Raw genomic sequence first — 20226 nt, 5'->3', positions numbered from 1 at the left:
GCAAATCCTTATTCATTAGAGTTGAACTACAGGTTTCAAGATAGACGTGGTTTAAATTAATTAATCTTCAAATTTTATTTGCATACCCGCTTTCGCTGGGTCGAAATATTGGGGAAAATGGGTGCTGCGATCGTAGTCTGCTTTTTCCAGCTTTGCTCCTTTGAGATCGGTTTGGCGGAGATTGGCTGAGATCAATAATGCTCCTCTAAGATCGGCATCCCTCAGATTAGCTTGACCCAGATCGGCGAAACTCAGGTCAGTTCCCCTGAGATTAGCGCCACTTAGGTTAGCTTCACTCAAGTCAGCATAACTAAGGTCAGATCCTTTCAAGTTAATGCCTTGTAAATCGGCATTACCCAGTTCTGCTTTACTAAAGTCCCGTTTTCCTGCTGCATAACTCTCCACAAGAGTAGCGGCAGTATTTATGTGTTGAGAATTAACTTCAGGCATATAACAGCTTCACAGGTTATTACCTAAATGTAATACATGAGTTCCTTCTGCTTTCGCATTGATCTTCGTTCACAAAGGTCTTGGAGTGTATATTTTTCTAAAACGGAGTTAGCAGCCTGACGTGCTTCCTGCCAGACTTCCTGAATTAGCTCACCTTCTACGGTGTTAGGAGTCGGCTCACAATCAGATACAACAATATCTGACCCTTCCATGCAGCTAAAAGCGTCCAACACTGTAATTTTTCCCGGATCTCGTGCCAGAACATAGCCACCTTTGGCTCCGCGTATACTCTTAATTAAACCTCCACGTCTTAATGTTGCTAGAAGTTGTTCTAAGTATCGGTTTGGGATGTCTTGTAAGACCGCTATTTCTCGAATTTGCAGCGCTTCACCGTTAGGGTAGCAGGTTGCTAACTCTAACAGGGCTAGAAGTGCGTACTCTGATTTGTTAGAGATGACCACAAGCGTAATATTTTAAACTCACACTTAAATATACAAAGTCCTTGAGTTTGTTTCCTAACCAATTGTTAAGAAACACTTTACAATCAACTAATTGTTGACCGGCTAACTCTACTTTAAAGACCTTTTAGTATAGAAGCAATTACTTTTTATTTTGAATTCGATAAATAAAAGTGATTTATTCTTGTACAGAATTCAGGAGTCAGGAGTCAGGAGTCATTAGTCATTGGTCATTTGTCATTAGTCATTAGTCATTGGTCATTGGTCATTGGTCATTAGTCATTTGTCATTAGTTCTTGCTCCCCCTGCCTCCTGCCCCTGACAGGTGTAGGTATTTTACGATAAGGAAAAGTTGCGGTAATAAAACTCATCAATAGGGGTGGGAGGAAATGAACTCCAGCGATGAAGATGAATTGATATACCGTTAAGTAAATCAGCAATAAGGGTGAGCAAGCCAAGGAGGAAACAAGAAATCACACGAGGTGGGCGTAATTTGAGAGGTTTTGAGAAGCTAATGTGTTTTTTGGGAAGTTGTTCCCAATTTGGCAGGGGTGATAGATTTTCTGCTTCACCACCTAGTATGACCATCCATAGAGTTGAAACTGCGATCGCTAACCATAAACGTTCTGCACGCTTTGGATCGAGTAGACGAGTATTGTGCCATTGCCAACCGTCAGATTTGAGATCGCGGTAAACACATTCAGTGGAAGGACGCAAACCGTACCAGAGTACATCAGCTTGGTTTGGTTCCAGGTCAGTCAGGATCAACCACGGGTCTTTGTAGCCAAAATCCCATCGGGCAAGCAATGTACATTCAATTGGGTTGGTTTTAAAACAAACAACTCGAACAGAGGATGATTGCCCTGGAGCAGAAACAACTTCACTCAGCGATCGCCATTCTCCATGTGGAGGAACTCGATAAGTACCTTGATGATTAATTCGTAGCAATGGATGCCAACCAGCACAAATAATTAGTTCGTAAAGCCAATCTGCATACAACCCTCGGTCAGCACTGACAATCACATTCCAGTTTTGAGGAATTACACCGTTGAGATCTTTGATTAATTTTTGCCATTGTGGTTTCCAGCTTCCAGGAACGGTTGCTTTGACAACACACCATGCAACGGGAATTCCACACCCTGCCAGCAAAACATTAATCGATAAAACGGTGAATTTGTCACCAATACTCGTTGCATCCAGTGCAAGAGCAATTTGCTTCATACTTCTGGGTAGAAGATCAATTATCCACAACAGCAATGGTGCAAAACATCCATTCACCTCTAGAGTAGAACGTTTCTTTCCTTTCTTAGCTTTTGCCTCCTGATACCATTCTTTGAGTCGCTGACGAACTGTGTTTGGTTTTTCGCCATTCACGAGCGCAATGAATCTTGAGACCTGTGTTAGACTGCTTGAATTTGTCATCACCATGCCAAAGCTCCACGTTGCCAGCCCGATCGCTTGAGGCATTGATAAATGTGACATTCGCTGTGAAACTATGCATGACCATTCTTTGAGGTACTTGTTTTTCAGCATTTTTCTTTTTAGTACACCCCTGGTTTCATGCTCTATTTTCTAGTTTCCAGTTGTGAATACTCACAACCACGTAATAAACCTACACCTGTCAGGCCCCCCCTGCTCCCCTTGCTCCCTGCCCCCCTGCCCTTAAAGCGATGGGATATTTTTTTAATTTGGAAGTCCCTTAATTGGAAGTCCCTGAATGTTTTTGTGTGGCAATGTCACTCAATTTGGCTCTTAAATCTGCCCATTTGATACCTTCTAGGCTGGGTAAGACAACGTGAGCGGCTCCAACTCGTTCAATGGGGCCAAGTCCTACTGCCCACATCCCAGCAGCTAGAGCCGCCTCAATGCCTGCTGCGGCATCTTCTACAACTACAGATTGCGCTGGTTCAAGTCCTAGCTGCTTGGCTGCGTACAAAAATAGATCGGGTGCTGGCTTGGGTTGCTGTACACTATAACCGTCTGCGATCGCATCTACTTTATCAGCAATGCCCAATCGCTCGATTACTGTGCGGGCATTTTTGCTAGCTGAACCAATGCCGATTTTAATCCCAGCTTGTCGCAGTTCATCCAAAAAGGCGATCGCACCTGGCAACAAATCCGTGGATGTCATATTTTGTATCAATTCCACATAATAGCGATTCTTCCGCTCCATCATCTCTTGGATTTGGGCTTCCGTATATGGTCTATCTCCTAGAATCAGCATCAGGGAAGCACGACGGGATACACCCCGCAGCGCTTCGTTATCCTGCCGATTAAATGGTATACTCTCTTCATCTGCTAACTGCTTCCAAGCTAGATAATGAAGTTCTGCTGTATCTGTCAGCACACCATCTAGATCGAAAATGAATCCTTGAATATTGGGAATTGGGAATTGGGGATTGGGCACTTGTACTGAGCGACTTGTGCCGAGCGAAGCCGAGGTAAGTCGAAGTATTGGGGATTGGGCATTGGTTATCTGTGTTGTCTCCTTCTTCCCATGCCCCATGCCCCATGCCCCATGCCCAATCCCCACTTCATGATGTAAATCGAAGTCGTGCCATTTATCGCCCCAGTGCAGTTTAAACTTCAGGCGCGTCCAGCCATCAGGCAGATGGGGGTTAGCTACTGGGCCATTTTCGGTGATTTGGATGCCACCGAATCCAAAAATTACAGCTTGCCAAATGCCACCAGCACTAGCACCATGAATTCCATCGCTGGTGTTACCTCGGTTATCTTCAAGATCCACCATTAATGCGTGTATAAACACTTCGTAAGCTTCGGTTGATTTGCCCAAATCGGAAGCTAAGATGGCGTGAACTGCCGGGCCAAGGGAGGAACCATAAGTAATGTCGGTACGGGGTGCGTAGTAATCCCAGTTTGCCTGCAATGCTTTTTCACTGTAGGGAAAATCTGCTGATTCTCGCATTAAATAAAGAAGCATCAATATATCTGGCTGTTTGATTACTTGATATTTGTTGATTTTCTCAACACCCAAGATCGGCTGCATAGAGCGATCGCGTGGTTCATAGTCTGCTAAATTTATATCTTCTAATTGGAAAAATCCCTCGCACTGCTCAATTAGTTCTGTTGATGGATCATAGAGAAACAAGATTTTAGCGATAATATCTTGCCAGTGCGATCGCTGTTCTGAGGTGAGTTGCAGTTTCTCTTCTAATTCCCTGGCTCGTTCGGGGAATTTTTGAACTAACCAATCATAGACTGCGATCGCTTTCTCTAAATGCCATTGCGCCATCCGGTTTGTAAAGGCGTTGTTGTGAACGAGTTCATGGTATTCATCGACTCCAATCACGCCCTGAATTTCATAGTGTTGACGCTCAGAATTGAATTCTACCCGACTAGCCCAAAAGATAGCGGTATCTAAGATTATCTCTGCGCCGCACTTTTGCATCCACTCATCATCACCAGTTGTTTGCCAGTAATTCCAAGCGGCATAAGGAATATCTGCATTGATATGAATTTCGCGATCGCGGCACCAAATCCGCACATCTTCACCATAAAAATCATTTCCGAGTGCCCAACGTGGTGTTACTTCATCTCCACTATCAGCACTTTCCCAGGCAAACATTGCCCCTTTATAACCATAATGAGCCGCCTTGCGTCTAGCTCCTGGTAAGGTGTGCCAACGGTAACTGAGTAAGTTTCGGGCGATCGCTGGTTGGGTAAATATAAATAGGGGCAGCATAAAAATCTCTGTATCCCAAAATATATGACCGCGATAGCCAAATCCCGAAAGGGTTTTAGCAGGAATGCTCACCCTGTCATCATTGCGTGGGCCAGCAATCAACAACTGAAACAGATTGTAGCGAACAGCAAAAACAGCTGTGCTATCCCCCTCAATCAGGATGTCACTTTGCTGCCAAACCTCATCCCATGCCTGCTGATTGGCTTTTTGTAGTGTTGCGTAGTCTGGGAGGTGTGCGAGTTTTTCTTGAGCGGCTGAGACTGGGGTATCAATCTCCCTTGAGGTAAAAACTGTCACTAACTTTTCTACTGTTACGGTCTGTTGCGCCTTAGCTAAAAAGTTAGTGCTTAAGGTTGGATAACCAGGTGCAGTATTGACTTGCAAAGATGCTTCAGCGCCTAATATTGTCATCTTAGCTCCCATTCCGAGTTCAATTCGGGAGTGGCGGGTGCGGCGTTGCAACCAGATTCCTTGGTCAGTTTTGCCCTGATCTAGTCCTTCCCAGTGATTGAAACCCTGATTTTCGGGATAACCGTTGATACTAGCTTGAATTTCGATTAACCCATCAAAATCTAATGGCGTTAAATGGCAGCGTAACGCCAACACGTGCGGATCTGCAAGACTGGCAAAGCGTTCAAAGCTGATGTCTATGGTGTTTCCACTAGGAGAACGCCAACGCAAAGCCCGAATGATTAGTCCCTGACGAAGGTCAAGTTGGCGATCGTAGCTCAATATCTCACCTTGATCGAGCCGGAAGCGATCGCCATTTACAATCACTATCAAGGGTAGCCAGTCAGGGCAATTTACCAGTTCAGTGTACACCACCGGCACATCATCGTAGACACCATTGATAAAAGTAGCTGGTGATGAATGAGGATATCCTTCCTCAAAACTACCTCTTGTTCCCAAGTATCCATTGCCGATTGTAAAGACGGTTTCTTTAGATTGCAATTGGTCAGGGTCAAACTGGGTTTCGATTAATATCCAATCTGTGTAGATAAAATGGCGAGAACGGTCTTTTGTTTGCATAAAGTGGGAATTGGGGAATGGGGAATGGGGAATTGGGCATTGGGAAATTTGATTCCCAGGTGGATGAATCCAGTTCCAAGGTGGATGAACGGAGTTCAGAGGTGGATGAACGGAGTTCCAAGGTGGATGAATCCAGTTTAGAGGTGGATCAATCAGTCTTTGAGCTTAATGCTTCAAGTTCTAACTCCTTCTGATAGACTCAAAATTCCCATCCAGTCACAATTACGAATTACGAACTTGTACTGAGCGTAGCCGAAGTATTACGAATTACGAATTAGTTCCCATGTGCTTTTCTAAAATCTTTTCGGCTCTGGGTTTATAAATAAGATGGAATAACGTTTCCATATAGCGATCTCTGGCTTCGTTATTTTCTGGCGCAACAAAGTTCCAAAAAGTAAACATTTTTGCGAGTAGTAGTAATTGATTACTATGTGAATACCAATTGTATCGATTATGAACTCGCTGACTCATCCATTCTGAGACTTCGTGCCAATGTTCAGGATGAGTATTGCATTTTTCAATAAAATCTAAAATTTTCTTTGCTGTTTCGCCTAAATCTGTAGGATTAATATTAAATCCCTCCTCCTGGTTTTCGATAATTTCTAAAGAACCGCCAAATTGAGTGGCGAAAGTTGGCAAGCCAGAAATCATCGCTTCCAAAATGCTTCGCCCAAAGGATTCAAAGAGGGCAAAGTGGACATAAATTCCCTGACAATCTGCAACTACTCGGTAGGCTTCGCCAAGGCTGTTGCTAGGAATACGCATCCCCAGCCAGCGAATCTTGCTATAGAGATGATATTGATCGATAATATTGTGGAGTTTTTGAATTTCTTCTGCTTCTTCTGGGTTTGTAGCTTCATCAGGATGCAGTTTACCGCTCAAGAGGATCAGGTTACAATGCTCTTGCAACGCCTGACTTTGACCAAAGCATTCAGCTAATCCCGCGAGATTTTTGATTGAACTGATGGAACTAACGGAAAAGATTGGTCGCTTATTAGGGTAATCTAAATGACCCAATATTTGGTGGTCTTCGCGGTTAAAAATTAGGTCGTGAATTTCTGTACGAAGGTTAGAATCTCGCTTTTCTTTCTGGCTATAAGGAAAGAAAAGACTTTCATTTACTCCCGGTGGTACTAAGTTGAATTTGGGACTAAACAAATCAATCCCATCAACTACGTGATACAACTGCGGCATCGTAAAGCATTTATACGATTCGTATTGACCTATGGTGTCTGGTGTACCGACAATTTCTTGATAGGATGATGTGATGATGAAGTCGGCTGCATTCATGCTAATTAAATCGGCGGTGAATTGTGCCGAGAAGTGGTATTTATCTTCTAAATCTTGCCAATATAAATTGCTAAATAGATATTTAGGCTTTTCTAAAGAATGGGCAATATTACACTGGGTAACTTTCATCCGGCGAGATAAAAGAGAAGCCACTAAGTTCCCGTCGCTGTAATTGCCAACAAGAAGATTAGGTTTACCTTTGAATTGCGTTAGTAATTCTTTTTCTGCATCGATGGCAAATTGTTCTAAATAAGGCCAAATCTCAAATTTAGAAATCCAATTGTTGGTAATTTCTGGATTGAATTCACCAAAAGGAACGCGCAATATCCAAGCATTTTCTGTATCTTGGACTTTTTCTAAGGGCAGGTAGCAAAATGTTCCTTCACAGTTAGGGATTAGGCGAGTAAGAATAATTACATGAGGTTTGATACCTAGCTGGTCTAGTCCAGCAAGTTTGATTTGTTCTTGCAGTTCGTTTTCTAAGCTGCGAGCTTGTTCAAGGACGTAGATAACTTGACCGAGTGTTTCATCTCTTCCTAAAACATCTTCCTGTCCAACCCAGCCGTGGATGGAAATAAGGACGACGCGAAAAACGGCGGGGACGCGGGCCACAAATGCTTCTAAGATGCCGGGTTCTGGAGAGTAAATGAGTCGGTCGAGGAGTTCTAGGGTTTCGGAGACTCGCGCCGCAGTGTTACCCCAACCTGCCTCAAAGCCGAGTTCTTGGAGGTCTAAGCAGAATTTTTCATAAGGTTCATGAGGCGATCGCTCATTTAGCAAATTAAGTGCTATTTTAATCTGTTTGGCTAACTGAATACCGGAGGGAATGCGATCGCTCAACAACAGGCGAATTCCACCATGTTGTAGCCCCTGTAATGCTTTAAACAGCATCTCTACCCAATATTCGGGGTCAGTCAACAATTGATTGCACAGGTAACGGTTAAGGTAGGCTAAACCTTGACCAATATTTCTGGGGTCGTCGATTCTTGGGGAACCTTCGTAAAAGGGGTGGAGGTCGATTTCGAGGATTTGGGGTTGATAGCGGTTGACTAAGCGATCTCTTACATCTAGCAGCGCTTGTTGCGTCATCTGCTCAAAGCTGTTCAAATCGGCTGTCAGTCGCCAAACTTCCTGGTTAGCGATTGTGGGTCGAATCACGAACCAGGTATTTTTATCTTCGATAATTATTTCGTGAGTGTACTGTATTAGTTTGCCAACAGAAGAAGAGTAGTAAAAATAGGCTGGCTTTTGAGATTGATGACAGTAATCAGCAAAGAAGAGCAAAATCTCATTTCTGAGGAAGTAACGCTTACCTGAAACACTCAACGCATAAATCAACTGATGCAAAGCAGTTTTTTCATCACCGTTGAAGACTGCTTGAACTAGTTCATACATGATGACGAATTCCAAAACTTTAGCTAGTCCACGACCTCATTCTTCTTTCCAGGCTCCGTGTTCCGTGAGGTACATTTTCCACTCTTGATAATAGGTAAATATGAAGACCACGCGCGTCTAGCTATGGGATGAAACTTTGCGAGGACTTCAAATCTATGGGATGAGATGAGGGGGATGTGGTTCGACTTCGCTCACCAACCGGGGGATGAGGGAGATGTGGTTCGACTTCGCTCACCAACCGGGAGATGAGAGAGATGGGGAGCAGGGAGCAAGGGAGAAGAATTTTCCCCCTGCCCCCTGCCCCCCGCCCCTCTGCCTCTTCCCCATGCCCAATTAAAAAACTGTCAATTTGGCTGGTGTAGCGGCAAAGACAGATTATTCTATGTATAGTAGTTAGTTTTCAATCAGGCATAAAACACTATTCTCGGTCAAGCAATACAGCAAAATTTGAGCGATCGCTAGTAGAACACTACTCTATAAAAATTAAGTTAAATCCAGTAAGCTTTAGCATAATCAAACCAAATGTAAGCAGACTAAAGGCTGGTAAAACAGTCACTGCTAAAATTATCATCCGTCGTCGTTGTATTGCAGACATACTACTCAGCCCAATTTAAGCAACAGCTTACGGTGAGATAAACTGATACACCTCGATTTAGATAAGTTACATCAGGTTAGCTATGAACTACCATATTTCTTCTGAAAAAAATTTTCACAAAGCCATTAGTCCAGAACAATTAGAGCAGGTTATGGAAGCCATTACTGATGGTCGATATTCCTGGGCTTGTGTACTAATTTTGCGTTTCGTTGGTTACAATCCACTTCACTTCATTCCCCAACGAACTTACAGCCGTTTAATTAAAGACAATAGCCAGGTTTGAACGCACCCCATCGAAAATTAGAGATTAGGGAGACAAGGAAGATGGGGAAGACAAGGGAGAGATTTATTCAATAATTCCCCCTCATCCCCCGGTTGGTGAGCGAAGTCGAACCACATCCCCACTCCCCACTCCCTCATTAACCTCTAAATAAGTAATGTAAACTTTTCAATAATTCTCTGGCCGTATAGGGTTTTGATAAAACTGTTTTCACATTAGCATCAGGAGCTTGAGCAAAGACTTCTATCGAGTTCAGTCCGCTACAGGCAATAATTTGAACCTGATTGTTCATTTTTTGCAAGGTGCGAATAGCGGTGATTCCGTCCATCTCCGGCATCATTATATCCATTAATACGCCATTGATTTGATGCTTGTGTTGGGCATAGAGTGCGATCGCCTCTATGCCATTACTGGCAGCTAGTATCCGATAGTTATAGTTTTCTAAAATAATTGCGGCAATCTCCCGAATTTGAGCTTCATCATCTACAACTAAAATCAATTCTCCCTCTCCCGGAAGGATATCCAGGTCTTCTATCTTGAACGTTTGGGTTGCTTCCACTGCTGGTAAAAACAGGTCAAATTTGCTGCCTTTACCAACATTGCTAGACACTTTGATAAAACCATCATGGCTTTTAATGATGCCCAGCACTGTTGAAAGTCCAAGCCCTGTACCTGTGTTGACACTTTTTGTGGTGAAAAATGGCTCAAAAATTCTATCTAATATTTCTGGCGGTATCCCAACTCCGTTATCGGCAACGGTAATCATAATGTAATGCCCAACTTTGGCATCGAGATTCATTCTGGTATAAGCTTCATCAATAAACTTATTTTCTACAGAAATTGTGATATCGCCACCATTTGGTAAAGCATCGCGGGCATTTACTACCAGATTCATCAACACTTGATGCAGCTGTGTGGTGTCCCCAGCGATCGCCCAAGTATCTTCTGGGATAATCGTGGATAATTCAATAGATTTGGGAAATGTCTCTTTAAGGATTTGGATAATTTCTAAAATTAGGTACTTGATTTGGATAATTATCCGCTCTCCTTTAAATCCTCGCGCAAATGACAAGACTTGCTTCACTAAAGCTGCTCCACGTTGGGCGTTGCTTTCTACAAGTGCTAGCAGTTGCTCAGAACGCTCCTCATTTTGGAACAATTTTCCCTGTAGCAATTGAGCCGTTGCCAAAATTGGTGTCAATATATTGTTTAAGTCGTGGGCAATACCACCTGCAAGGGTACCAATACTTTCCAATCGCTGGGCGCGAAAGAACTGTTCTTCAAGTTGTTTCTTTTCGGTGATGTCAGTGTCAACACTCAGGATGGATTTAGGTTTTCCTTGAGGATCGCACATCAATGTCCACCGACTTTCCACAACAATTTCCTTACCGGATTTTGTCACTTTCGATAACTCACCTTGCCACGAGCCACTCTCAATTACACTTTTTAGCGGTGCTTCTAGTTGGTGCTGAGTTCCTGGTGGGTACAAAATCTCCTGGAGGTCTTTTCCTATAACCTCTGTAGAGAGCCAACCGTACATCCGCTCCGCACCTTTATTCCAAACTAATATTTGAGATTGGAAATCTCTAACTAATATGGCATCGGTGGCGATATCAAGTAGAGCGGCTTGTTCTGAGATTTTTTGTTCCGCCAGCTTGCGCTCAGTGACATCCCTAGTTGTGCCAATCAGCCGAATCGGCTGACCAATTTCGTTATAGTAAGCCTGACCTTTGCAGTGTAACCAGTGGAGGCTGCCGTCGGGCCAGATAATCCGATACTCTATAGCTCCTTGTCCTTCCTCAATCATCCGAGCTATATTCGCAGCCACAGATTCCCGGTCTTCTGGATGGATTAAATTGAGATAATCTTCAAGGCTTGGACACAAGGTGTTGTTCGGTAGACCATAAAGTGGCCCCATATTGGCAGACCAAATACCAGTATTGGCGATTAGGTTTCGATCCCATATACCAATTTGGACTGCTTCGGTAGCTAAACTCAATCGCGCTTCACTTTCTTGCAGTGACTCCTCGGCCAATTTCCGCTCGGTGATATCTTCGGCGATGCCACCATAATAATTAACTTGTCCTTGGTCATCATAGACAGCAAAGCCCTGATTCCAAATCCAGCGCACCGATCCATCAGGTCGCAAAATCCGATATTCTATTGAAATAGATTGACTACTACTAAGCAGTTGCTCGATTGATTGGGTGGCCCGATCGCGATCGTCTGGATGAAGGTTATCTATCCAAGATTTTGGCTGCTCAAACAGACTCTGAGAAGATCGACCCCAAATCCTCTCATAAGCAGGACTAATGTACAAGGGTTGAAATGAATCTGCGCTACGAATCCAAATGAATGCCTGGGTGTGTTCGGCAAAAGTACGAAATTTCTCCTCGCTTTGGCGCAGTGCAACTTCTGCAAGTTGGCGTTGGTGTAACGCGGCTTGCTGTTCGGTAATATCTCTGCCTACCCCTTGGATTTCAACAACCTCTCCTTTGTCATCATGAATTGCGATCGCATTCCATTGAAACCAGCGAATACCGTTAACTGTAAATGCACTGTGCTCACAATTAATCAAGAGTTGGGATGAAGATCCTAAAGCTGTGATATTTTCCATCACTTGAGGCAAGTCATCTGGGTGAAAAAACGGTAAAAATGACTGACCATGAAACTCATCTCGTTTCCAGCCGAAGGTTTGACAGGCAGCCATATTAGCAAAGGTAATCTGCCCCTGCAAATCAATGCGGATAATTATGTCAGTTTGACTTTCCACTAGTTGGCGATAGAGGTTTTCGCTTTGCCGTAATGCAAGTTCTGCGTGTTGGCGATCGGTAATTTCTTGTAACAACAAAACATTGGACATAACAAGTTCTGCTGTCCGTTCCGCCACTTGTTTTTCTAATTCATCGTAAGCTTGGCGCAGTGCTTTCTTTGCCTGTTGGCGATCGCTAATATCGCAGAGTAACCAGCGCCAGCCAATTTGCTTACCCTCTGAATCGTACATGGCAGCGACTCTAATGCTAGCCGGAAAAGTTTTACCTCCCCGTGGTTTTAGGTAAACTTCCCACTCCTGTAACTGCTGCGAATTATTCAGTTGGGCGGTAAAAGCCTGATGGTCTTGATGAGCAATAAATAAAATTAATGGTTTGTTTCGCAAATATTTTTGCCGGACAGCCAGCATCGTTGCTGCCGCTCGATTAGCCTCTTGGATAATCCCTGCTGCATCAGTTACCAAGTAACCATCTGGAGCAAATTCAAACAAATCCTGATAACGTTGGCGCTCCAATTCTACTAGCTCACGGGCAACGGACAACTCTTCGTTTTGTTCGCGCAGTTCTTCTTCCACTACCCGGAGTTCTTCGAGGGCTAACTGAAGTTCCTGATTAACTTGCATGATTTCAGCCGATTGGGCCTCAACCCATGCTTTTAAGCGATTTTGAGTTTGGCAACACACCTCCTCTATCTCAATTGGCTGATTAATCTGGCTGAATTCATCTGTGGGTTTTTGTAAATATTGCTGTAAGCCTTCAACGACCCCAACCATTTTTACCAGGTCAAATGCTTGTAGCAGGCTAGTCTGGGTAATGATTCCTACCAATTGTCCGCGATCGTCCAAAACGGGCAAATAGTCAGTCTGATGCTGACGCAATAACGATAAGGCAATGAAAATATCATTAGAATCTGATTGTCTCAGGGTAACTACTGGCTGCCTCATCACTTCAGCCATTGTCAGCGTGGATAAGTCTACCCCAGAAGCTATAAGTCTAATTACATCCTTTTCTGTAAAAATACCTAATAATTTTCCTGCCTCCAAAACGAAGATACAACTAGTTAGTGGTTGAGTTCTAAAGCCTAAATCTAATGATGAATTTAACCTAGTAGGTGCATAATTGCTAGCTCTTTCTTGACTCATTAAGGCAATAGATTCGACTACAAAACTATCAATGCTAATCGTTAAGGGAGAACGATTAATAACATTATTTAAGCTAGGTATGTTAATCAGACGATCGTTGAATCGCATAGTTAATTCATCAATTCTAATGATCTTTTTGATATCAGTACGAAATAATAAAAGCGAGGGTAAGTAAATTATTGAAATCGAGAATTATTCTGCTGCAATTGCCAATCAATCAACTACTTGCCTTGTAAACCTTACAAGACCCAACACAGGCAACATGATACAAGTTAGTAACTAAATCAGGAAGTAGATAGAATTTTAGAGTTGCTAAACTCATTCTATTGTCAAATTGGAAATAGATGATCTACTATCTCAAGAGATTACCCTAATTGATAGTTTTTGTAGTCTTATGAGTGTTAAATCTTTGAAATTAATTGATGAGTGTAAAGATTAAAACCTTGCCCCTGAACGTTCGTGTTTTTGGCTTTATTGATCAGTATCCAGCTAGACTTTCAAGAGACAGAAGCCATAAAGCAAAAGGGTTTGACATCTTTATTCAATCATAGCGGGTGGTACGCCACCAGTAAGGCTGCTCTTAAGCCCCATATTTATAGATAATTTGAGAATTTTCTCAATAGCTAAAGTTATTACTTAAAAAGTATGTATAAATATTGGAAGACCATTAAGTATCTTAAATGTCTTCACAAGTTCCTCATTTTTTAAACTAAACCGCGTCTATCTTGAAACCTGTAGTTCAACTCTAATGAATAAGGATTTGCCCTCATCCCCCAACCCCTTCTCCCAAATCTGGGATTCGGGGAGCTAGACTTTTAAAGTCCCTCTCCCAGATATGCTATGGTGTACACACATCTTTGTATAAAACCAAAATCGTTGAAGATCCCCCTAAATCCCCCTTAAAAAGGCAGGGCTGTTTCGTTCCCTCTTAAACAGGATTTGTCAAGATAGTTAGCGATAAAAATCATAAGTATGAGTAGCGACTGAATAGACTTTTAAGCACATAAACAACAGTGTAATTATCTGTTCTCTCGACACGCTCTTAGCAAAATAATCAAATTTAAATTGCTAGAACTCTTGATTTTTAAAGCCTTTTAGGGAATGAATCGGCCCTGCCCTTAAAAAGGGGGACTTTGAAAAGCTTTTGCCCCCCAATTTATCGGGGGGTTGGGGGGATCAAAAGGCTGTGGGGCAACTCTCCAAGACTTGTGTGTAGACTGTAGCTCCCATATTTGGGATTCGGGGAGCTAGAATTTCAAAGTCCCTCTCCCAGATTTGGGAGAGGGATTTAGGGTGAGGGCGAAAACTACGGTTCTCAACTTAGATGAGGGTCAAAATTTGAAGAAGAATTCAGAAGTTAGAATGGGCCAAACGCCCCGCTATCGCTAACAGGAGCAGAGCCGGAGACGTTTCCGGCTCCGCTCCTGAATTCTGTTAGCGGATAGCTAGGGTTTAGCCCGTTTTGAATTCTTCTTCAATGTTTACTTCAATAATCTCTTGTTTAAAACCCCCGACTTAATTCGAGGGTTTTTAATGCTGAAAAATGAGTTTTTAATTTTGATTTTATCAGGATACTGCTAATGGCATACTGTTTCAGGTGCAGCCTGTATCATCTTCCCAAGATTCATGATTGAGTAGGTCGATAATTCTATCTCTGAGTAGAAATTCGTTTTTTTCTAACTCAAGTTCAAAATCAACCCAGTCACGATGAGGAATATATTTACACAGGGTATAAATCGGCTGCTGACGGTTAACAAGTCTCTTTTTAACAAGTTGAAGTGCTTCTTCCTTGATAACTTCGATGTCGTATTTAACCGTAGTGTTCATAGGTTGTTCCTTTATTTTCAATCAAGGAATTCAGAATCCAAACAATAGTTTATTTGACTCTACCTTAAACTTATCAAATAAATTGGCGAGAATTGTGAAGAATCAAGACATTAATTCTTGCTGAAAGTTAGATATCTCAGTAAGATACTCTTTGAGTCTCTCGGTATACCCCCTCAAGAGAGATTTTTGCAGCAAGAAGGCTAACAGAAGAAGCTGTAAATAGCAGATGTAGATACTCTCTGGGCGACTTGCCAAAAGGTAGGTTAGGGTAAATAACATTATCTACAAAACTTATACTATGCTTTTGAATCTTGATAAAGTTCGTCAATATTTTCCGGCGCTAGCTGGTGAATGGACTTTTTTTGATAATGCTGGCGGCTCACAAACTCTGAAAAAAGTAGTAGATAGAATTAGCGAATTTCTCCTGAGTTCTGATGTCCAGTTGGGAGCTTCTTATGCAGTTTCTCAACTTGCAGGAGAAAGATTGGCTTTAGCAACTAGGGGAATGGCTACTTTCATTAACGCCAATTCTTCTAAAGAAGTAGTTATGGGCCCATCTACGACAATGATGTTGAAAGTTCTCTCAATTTGTCTGGGTCAAATCTTTACACCTGGTGATGAGATTATTGTTACTAATTGTGACCATGAAGCTAATATTGGTGCTTGGGTGGCTTTGGAAAAACAAGGAATTAAGGTTAAAGTGTGGCAAATTCGCCCAGATACCTTAGAACTTCATTTAGCAGATTTAGAAGCATTGATGAGTCAGCGTACCAAATTAGTAACCTTGACTCATGCTTCTAATGTTCTGGGAACTATTAACCCGATCAAAGAAATTGCTAGATTTGTCCACGATCGCAACGCGATGATTTGTGTGGATGGTGTAGCTTATGCACCCCACAGATTAGTTGATGTGCAAGATTTAGATGTTGATTTTTATGCTTTGAGTTGTTACAAAGTCTATGGGCCACACCATGCCTTACTTTATGGCAAAGAAGAACATTTATTAAGATTGCCTGGACTTAATCATTATTTTATTCAACAAACAGATATACCTTATAAATTTCAGTTAGGGAATGTCAATTTTGAATTAAGTTATGGAATGTTAGGCTTATGTGATTATTTAAGTGAGTTAGCACAACTGCACTACGGCGATAAAACTGCACCTGATTTGAGAAGTCAGATGGTGCAAGCGTTTGATTTAATTAGCATACACGAAGAAGAAATTAGCGATCGCCTCCTAAGCTACCTCAATAGCAAGCCTAATGTGCGAGTAATTGGTCAACCAAAGGCTGATCGTCAATGCCGTGTACCAACTATATCTTTTGTGGTAGATGGAATGAATAGCTCAACCATTCCGGCAAAAATTGACCAACATTACATTGCGATTCGCTACGGAGACTTTTACGCTAAACGGCTGATTGAATACCTGGGGTTAGCCTCGCAAGGTGGAATAGTCCGGGTGAGTATGGTACATTACAACACCCTTGAGGAAGTTAACAGCTTGATTGAGGCTTTTGAGCAGACATTTTAACTAATTCGTAATTCGTAATACCTCGACTTCGCTCGGCACAAGTTCGTAATTCGTAATTATCGGGTTTAATTCAAGACGCTTGGGTTAAGCCTTTTTTTATCCCCTGCTCCTCCTGCCTGTCTTAAAGCCAAGAAATTGGGGTTTAATTCCCTCCTCTCCTGCAAATACATTACGCGCTCGTCTATACGTGGTTTTCTTTCACACAGTGTTCTAAATCCCCTTATACAACTGTTTCTAATTACGAACTTGTGCCGAGCGAAGTCGAGATATTACGAATTACTAAGCTGCAAAACTTGCACCTCTTCTTGTGAGGAAATTAATGTTTTACCCACCGGGAGAACAGCTAAAGCATTGGTTTGAGCTAAATTAATTAAATTGCCGGAACTATTACTACCACCAGCTTTGTGAAATTCATAAACACCATCAATTAAATGCAATTTACCCCAAAGGTAAGTTTCGCGCTTGCCATCGGATCGCAATTCGTGATGTGATCGCACTTTCAAAAATGCTGGCTCCCAACCTTCAGTAATTCCCGAAATTTTCTTGATTGCTGGTAGCACAAACCGCCAAAATGTCACCAACACAGCCGCAGGATTTCCTGGTAAACCAAAGTAGAGTGGGGAGTGGGTAGAGACGCGATTAATCGCGTCTCTACTGGGGAGTGTGGCGACGGTGAGGGGTTTCCCTGGCCTCATTTCCACAGATCGAATGTGGATTTTTGCTTTTAGTGACTCTAGAATTTTGTCAACATAATCATAATCTCCCACTGAGACACCACCAGAAGAGAGAACTATATCAGCGATCGCAACGGCATGGGTAATAACTTTCTCCAGAACAACTGGATCATCTTTCACAATGCCTAACAGTAATGGTTCTGCGCCACTCTCCTTTACCAAAGCTGCGATCGCATACTGATTAGAATCCACAATTTGCCCTGATTGCAACGGTTGATCAATTGGTACTAACTCGTCACCAGTCGAAAAAATTGCCACACGCGGACGGCGGTAAACACTTAATTGCGGACATTGTGCTGCCGCCAATACAGCTATTTCTGAGGCATTTAACTTAATTCCGGCTGGTAATAGTTGTGTTCCAGCTTGGTAAAAAGATGCTTTGTGTCTGACAAATTCTTGCGGTTTTGGCGCATCCAGGATATACACGCGGTTTTCGTCCCGGCGTGTCCACTCTTGCATGACTATAGTATCCGCACCTGCTGGAATCACCGCACCTGTGAAAATCCGCGCGGCTTCTCCTGATTGAATCCTAGACTTAGGCTGATACCCAGCCGGAATATCTTCAACAATTTCTAAAACGGCTGGTTGTTCGGCGCTAGAGTGCTGCACATCTTCGTAGCGAACTGCGTAACCATCCATTGCTGAATTATCCCAATGGGGAAAATCTAGCGGACTGGTGACAGGCATTGCCAAAATCCGACTATTGGCTGTCAATAAATCTACAACTTCTGTATCCCGTTGAAGATCCAACGGTTGTACTAAATTTAAAATAATTGCTTGTGCATCGCTGACTGATACCATAGCGATCGCCTCCGACTTTTTACTTCATCTCTGTAAAGTAACACTGACTAATTTTAGATTTTAGATTTTGGATTTTGGATTGAATTTTTGCTTGAGGCTAAATCCCAAACTACACACTGCTAGTAAACCGATAATTATGTTTCCTTCGGGGACTTTGGATACCTGAACGGAATTGTTACTCAAATCTAGTATTTGCTTTGTGCCTGCTGCATCTCTGTTGTACAAACCAAATTCTTTAGTTATAACTTCATCACTCGAATCTTCGTCTATGAGTGCGAGATTATTATTGAGCCATGTATCGCCAGGAAGGTCATTATCCTTGCCAACATCAAAGGGGCCAAAGATTTGCTCTTTAGTGTTATCAAAGTTAAATCTCAAAAAGCTGTAGTTAGATACACCACTAAGCACGGGAGTGAAACTATTTATGAGAGTACTAAATGGATCGAAGAAGGAAATTGAGAGAGACTGCAAATTCTTCGTAGCTCCCAAACCTGCTTCAGAAATGATGCTTGGAGCAGTTGTTGTGTCGTAGTTAAATGAACCTTTAGCTGAATAACCGGTGTCTCCCTTCCAGTTAAAGCTGAACTCAGCAGCATCAGCTAGATCGTGAGTGGTTATGGCGATCGCTAATGCTAAAGCAGTAATCGCCATCATACCAATAGCTTTTTTAGTAAACAGATTTGTCATAGATACAACTTCCAAATAGTTTTTAGGGAATTCCAAGAAATAAATTATCCAATATTGTGGGGTAGGCAACGTGAGCGCCCAGTTTATATGGCAATACGGTTCAGTTAAGGGTAAAAACTAAAAGTTGTGTAGGTTGGGTTGAGGAACGAAACCCAACATTATTAACCATTTGTTGGGTTTCGCTATTGCTCAACCCAACCTACTATTTTTCTTAACTGAACCGTATTGGTTTATATGGCGCTCATGTTGCCCACCCCACAATAAGTAATTGAATATTTTTTTATTTGGAAGTCCCTTACAACAATACAATATGATATTTCCCAAAAATACACTCTTGTGGGTTGGGCAACGTGAGCGCCCTAATTATGGAGCTTTTATGTGCAACAGTTTAAACGCCAAACCCAAGTCATCACCTTAATATAAAAAACAGGAGCGATCGTTATTCCCCAACCCCTAAATAAAAATACTTAATTTTGTATGACTATCGAACGACTTCCCCAAAAACACTATCCCAAGGCTGAAATTGGGCGGCGAGGTATGGCATTAGGGCTTGATTTCCTTGGTGTCTGGTTAGTCAGTTCCCTACTGGGAGGCGGTGATATCGGGATTCAACTTGTGCAAATCCTAGTTTTTGTGATATTTTGGCTAGTTTTGCGGGTGCTGGTGGTATACAACAACCAAGGACAAAGTTTAGGGCGTTGGGCGTTCGATTTAAAGGTGTTAGAAGTCGAAGATGGGGAAGTAGTAGGCAGAATTCCAGATTTGCTCTCGCTGGTGAAGCGAGAGGCGATCGTCGGCTTGGGTGCGCTTTTGGTGTCAATTGCCCTGAGCAATATTCGAGCCAATCCCACTGCTATACTGCTAGTACTTCCCCTAGCAATTGATTGTGGGACTGCCCTCTCTGATACCCAGATGCGGCAGGCTTTACACGATCGCTATTGTGGAACTTTCATCGTCTCGTCTCGTCGTGGCTACTCGCTCGATATAAAAATTAAAAGATTAGTTGAAAATATGCGGCGGAATGTGAGAAGATAGTCATTTGTGTTTATTCTCTTCAGGCTTCACTGTTTGTAAGATTATGGCTAAGAGTAAAGGTGCCCGCATTATTATCACACTAGAGTGTACTGAGTGTCGGACAAATTCAGATAAGCGTTCTGCTGGTGTTTCACGTTATACCAGTACCAAGAATCGCCGCAACACCACTAACAGGCTAGAACTGAAAAAGTTCTGCACCCACTGCAACAAACATACCCTTCACAAGGAAATTAAGTAGAGATGAGTTATTTCCGTCGTCGTCTTTCTCCGATCAAGCCAGGAGAACCAATCGATTATAAAGATGTTGATTTATTGCGTAAGTTTGTCACCGAGCGGGGTAAAATACTGCCACGTCGGATTACTGGGCTGACGTCTCAGCAACAGCGAGAGTTGACATTAGCAATTAAACGATCGCGGATTGTGGCCTTGTTGCCATTTATCAATGCGGAAGGCTAAAACAATTTTGGATTTGGGATTTGAGATTTTGGATTATTAAAG

15 protein-coding genes and 1 pseudogene are annotated in these 20226 nt (G+C 42.5%); 6 read left to right on the top strand and 10 right to left on the bottom strand.

Annotated features, from left to right (window positions below; genetic code table 11):
- Positions 1-60 precede the first annotated feature (60 nt).
- The 4 genes from HWQ36_RS04395 to pgmB form a co-directional block, all read right to left on the bottom strand.
- Positions 61-450, bottom strand: a complete 390-nt coding sequence (locus tag HWQ36_RS04395; RefSeq protein WP_292698478.1) for a pentapeptide repeat-containing protein — start codon at positions 448-450, stop codon at positions 61-63.
- A gap of 23 nt (positions 451-473) precedes the next feature.
- A complete protein-coding gene (locus tag HWQ36_RS04390; protein ID WP_190897163.1) occupies positions 474-911 on the bottom strand; it encodes an Rrf2 family transcriptional regulator in 438 nt (145 codons plus the stop codon).
- A gap of 333 nt (positions 912-1244) precedes the next feature.
- Positions 1245-2441 (bottom strand): transposase, encoded by a 1197-nt coding sequence (locus HWQ36_RS04385; protein WP_292698474.1) that lies wholly within the window; start codon positions 2439-2441, stop codon positions 1245-1247.
- A gap of 166 nt (positions 2442-2607) precedes the next feature.
- Positions 2608-5640 carry a beta-phosphoglucomutase gene (pgmB, locus tag HWQ36_RS04380; protein WP_292698472.1) on the bottom strand — a complete coding sequence of 1011 codons (3033 nt, stop codon included), beginning with the start codon at positions 5638-5640 and terminating at the stop codon, positions 2608-2610.
- Between the two features lie 17 nt (positions 5641-5657).
- On the opposite strand from pgmB, the gene HWQ36_RS04375 reads away from it, so the two are divergent.
- Positions 5658-5834, top strand: coding sequence for a hypothetical protein (locus HWQ36_RS04375; RefSeq protein ID WP_292698470.1), 177 nt, complete (start codon positions 5658-5660; stop codon positions 5832-5834).
- A 73-nt stretch (positions 5835-5907) separates the two neighbouring features.
- Here HWQ36_RS04375 and HWQ36_RS04370 read toward each other — a convergent pair whose 3' ends face one another.
- Positions 5908-8325 carry a sucrose synthase gene (locus HWQ36_RS04370; protein WP_292698468.1) on the bottom strand — a complete coding sequence of 806 codons (2418 nt, stop codon included), beginning with the start codon at positions 8323-8325 and terminating at the stop codon, positions 5908-5910.
- A gap of 469 nt (positions 8326-8794) precedes the next feature.
- Positions 8795-8920 carry a hypothetical protein gene (locus tag HWQ36_RS04365; RefSeq protein ID WP_292698466.1) on the bottom strand — a complete coding sequence of 42 codons (126 nt, stop codon included), beginning with the start codon at positions 8918-8920 and terminating at the stop codon, positions 8795-8797.
- A gap of 82 nt (positions 8921-9002) precedes the next feature.
- Here HWQ36_RS04365 and HWQ36_RS04360 point away from each other — a divergent pair.
- Positions 9003-9200: pseudogene (locus HWQ36_RS04360) on the top strand (HetP family heterocyst commitment protein); the annotation flags it as partial.
- 139 nt (positions 9201-9339) lie between these two features.
- Here the strand turns inward: HWQ36_RS04360 and HWQ36_RS04355 are convergent.
- Complete coding sequence (locus HWQ36_RS04355; RefSeq protein WP_292698464.1) at positions 9340-13221, bottom strand: PAS domain S-box protein; 3882 nt, start codon at positions 13219-13221, stop codon at positions 9340-9342.
- Between the two features lie 1485 nt (positions 13222-14706).
- Complete coding sequence (locus HWQ36_RS04350) at positions 14707-14940, bottom strand: DUF4327 family protein (protein WP_292698462.1); 234 nt, start codon at positions 14938-14940, stop codon at positions 14707-14709.
- A gap of 298 nt (positions 14941-15238) precedes the next feature.
- On the opposite strand from HWQ36_RS04350, the gene HWQ36_RS04345 reads away from it, so the two are divergent.
- Positions 15239-16471: a cysteine desulfurase-like protein gene (locus tag HWQ36_RS04345; protein ID WP_292698460.1), complete on the top strand. Its 1233-nt coding sequence runs from the start codon at positions 15239-15241 to the stop codon at positions 16469-16471.
- A 269-nt stretch (positions 16472-16740) separates the two neighbouring features.
- On the opposite strand, the gene glp is transcribed toward HWQ36_RS04345, so the two are convergent.
- Both glp and HWQ36_RS04335 read right to left on the bottom strand, forming a co-directional pair.
- The gene (gene glp / locus HWQ36_RS04340) at positions 16741-18006 is read right to left on the bottom strand and encodes a gephyrin-like molybdotransferase Glp (protein ID WP_292698458.1); all 1266 of its coding nucleotides are present in this window, start codon (positions 18004-18006) and stop codon (positions 16741-16743) included.
- 60 nt (positions 18007-18066) lie between these two features.
- Positions 18067-18693, bottom strand: coding sequence for a hypothetical protein (locus tag HWQ36_RS04335; RefSeq protein WP_292698456.1), 627 nt, complete (start codon positions 18691-18693; stop codon positions 18067-18069).
- Between the two features lie 477 nt (positions 18694-19170).
- Between HWQ36_RS04335 and HWQ36_RS04330 the strand changes: the two genes are divergently transcribed.
- Genes HWQ36_RS04330 through rpsR form a run of 3 tightly spaced genes read left to right on the top strand, consistent with a single transcriptional unit; the run spans position 19171 to position 20184 of the window.
- The gene (locus HWQ36_RS04330) at positions 19171-19728 is read left to right on the top strand and encodes an RDD family protein (RefSeq protein WP_292698454.1); all 558 of its coding nucleotides are present in this window, start codon (positions 19171-19173) and stop codon (positions 19726-19728) included.
- A 43-nt stretch (positions 19729-19771) separates the two neighbouring features.
- Positions 19772-19966, top strand: coding sequence for a 50S ribosomal protein L33 (gene rpmG, locus HWQ36_RS04325; RefSeq protein WP_292698452.1), 195 nt, complete (start codon positions 19772-19774; stop codon positions 19964-19966).
- 2 nt (positions 19967-19968) lie between these two features.
- A complete protein-coding gene (gene rpsR, locus HWQ36_RS04320) occupies positions 19969-20184 on the top strand; it encodes a 30S ribosomal protein S18 (RefSeq protein ID WP_012411240.1) in 216 nt (71 codons plus the stop codon).
- The last annotated feature ends 42 nt before the right edge of the window (positions 20185-20226 follow it).

The organism is Nostoc sp. NMS2 (assembly GCF_017115105.1).
GTDB lineage: Bacteria > Cyanobacteriota > Cyanobacteriia > Cyanobacteriales > Nostocaceae > Nostoc.
This window is presented reverse-complemented; position numbering and strand designations above follow the sequence as displayed.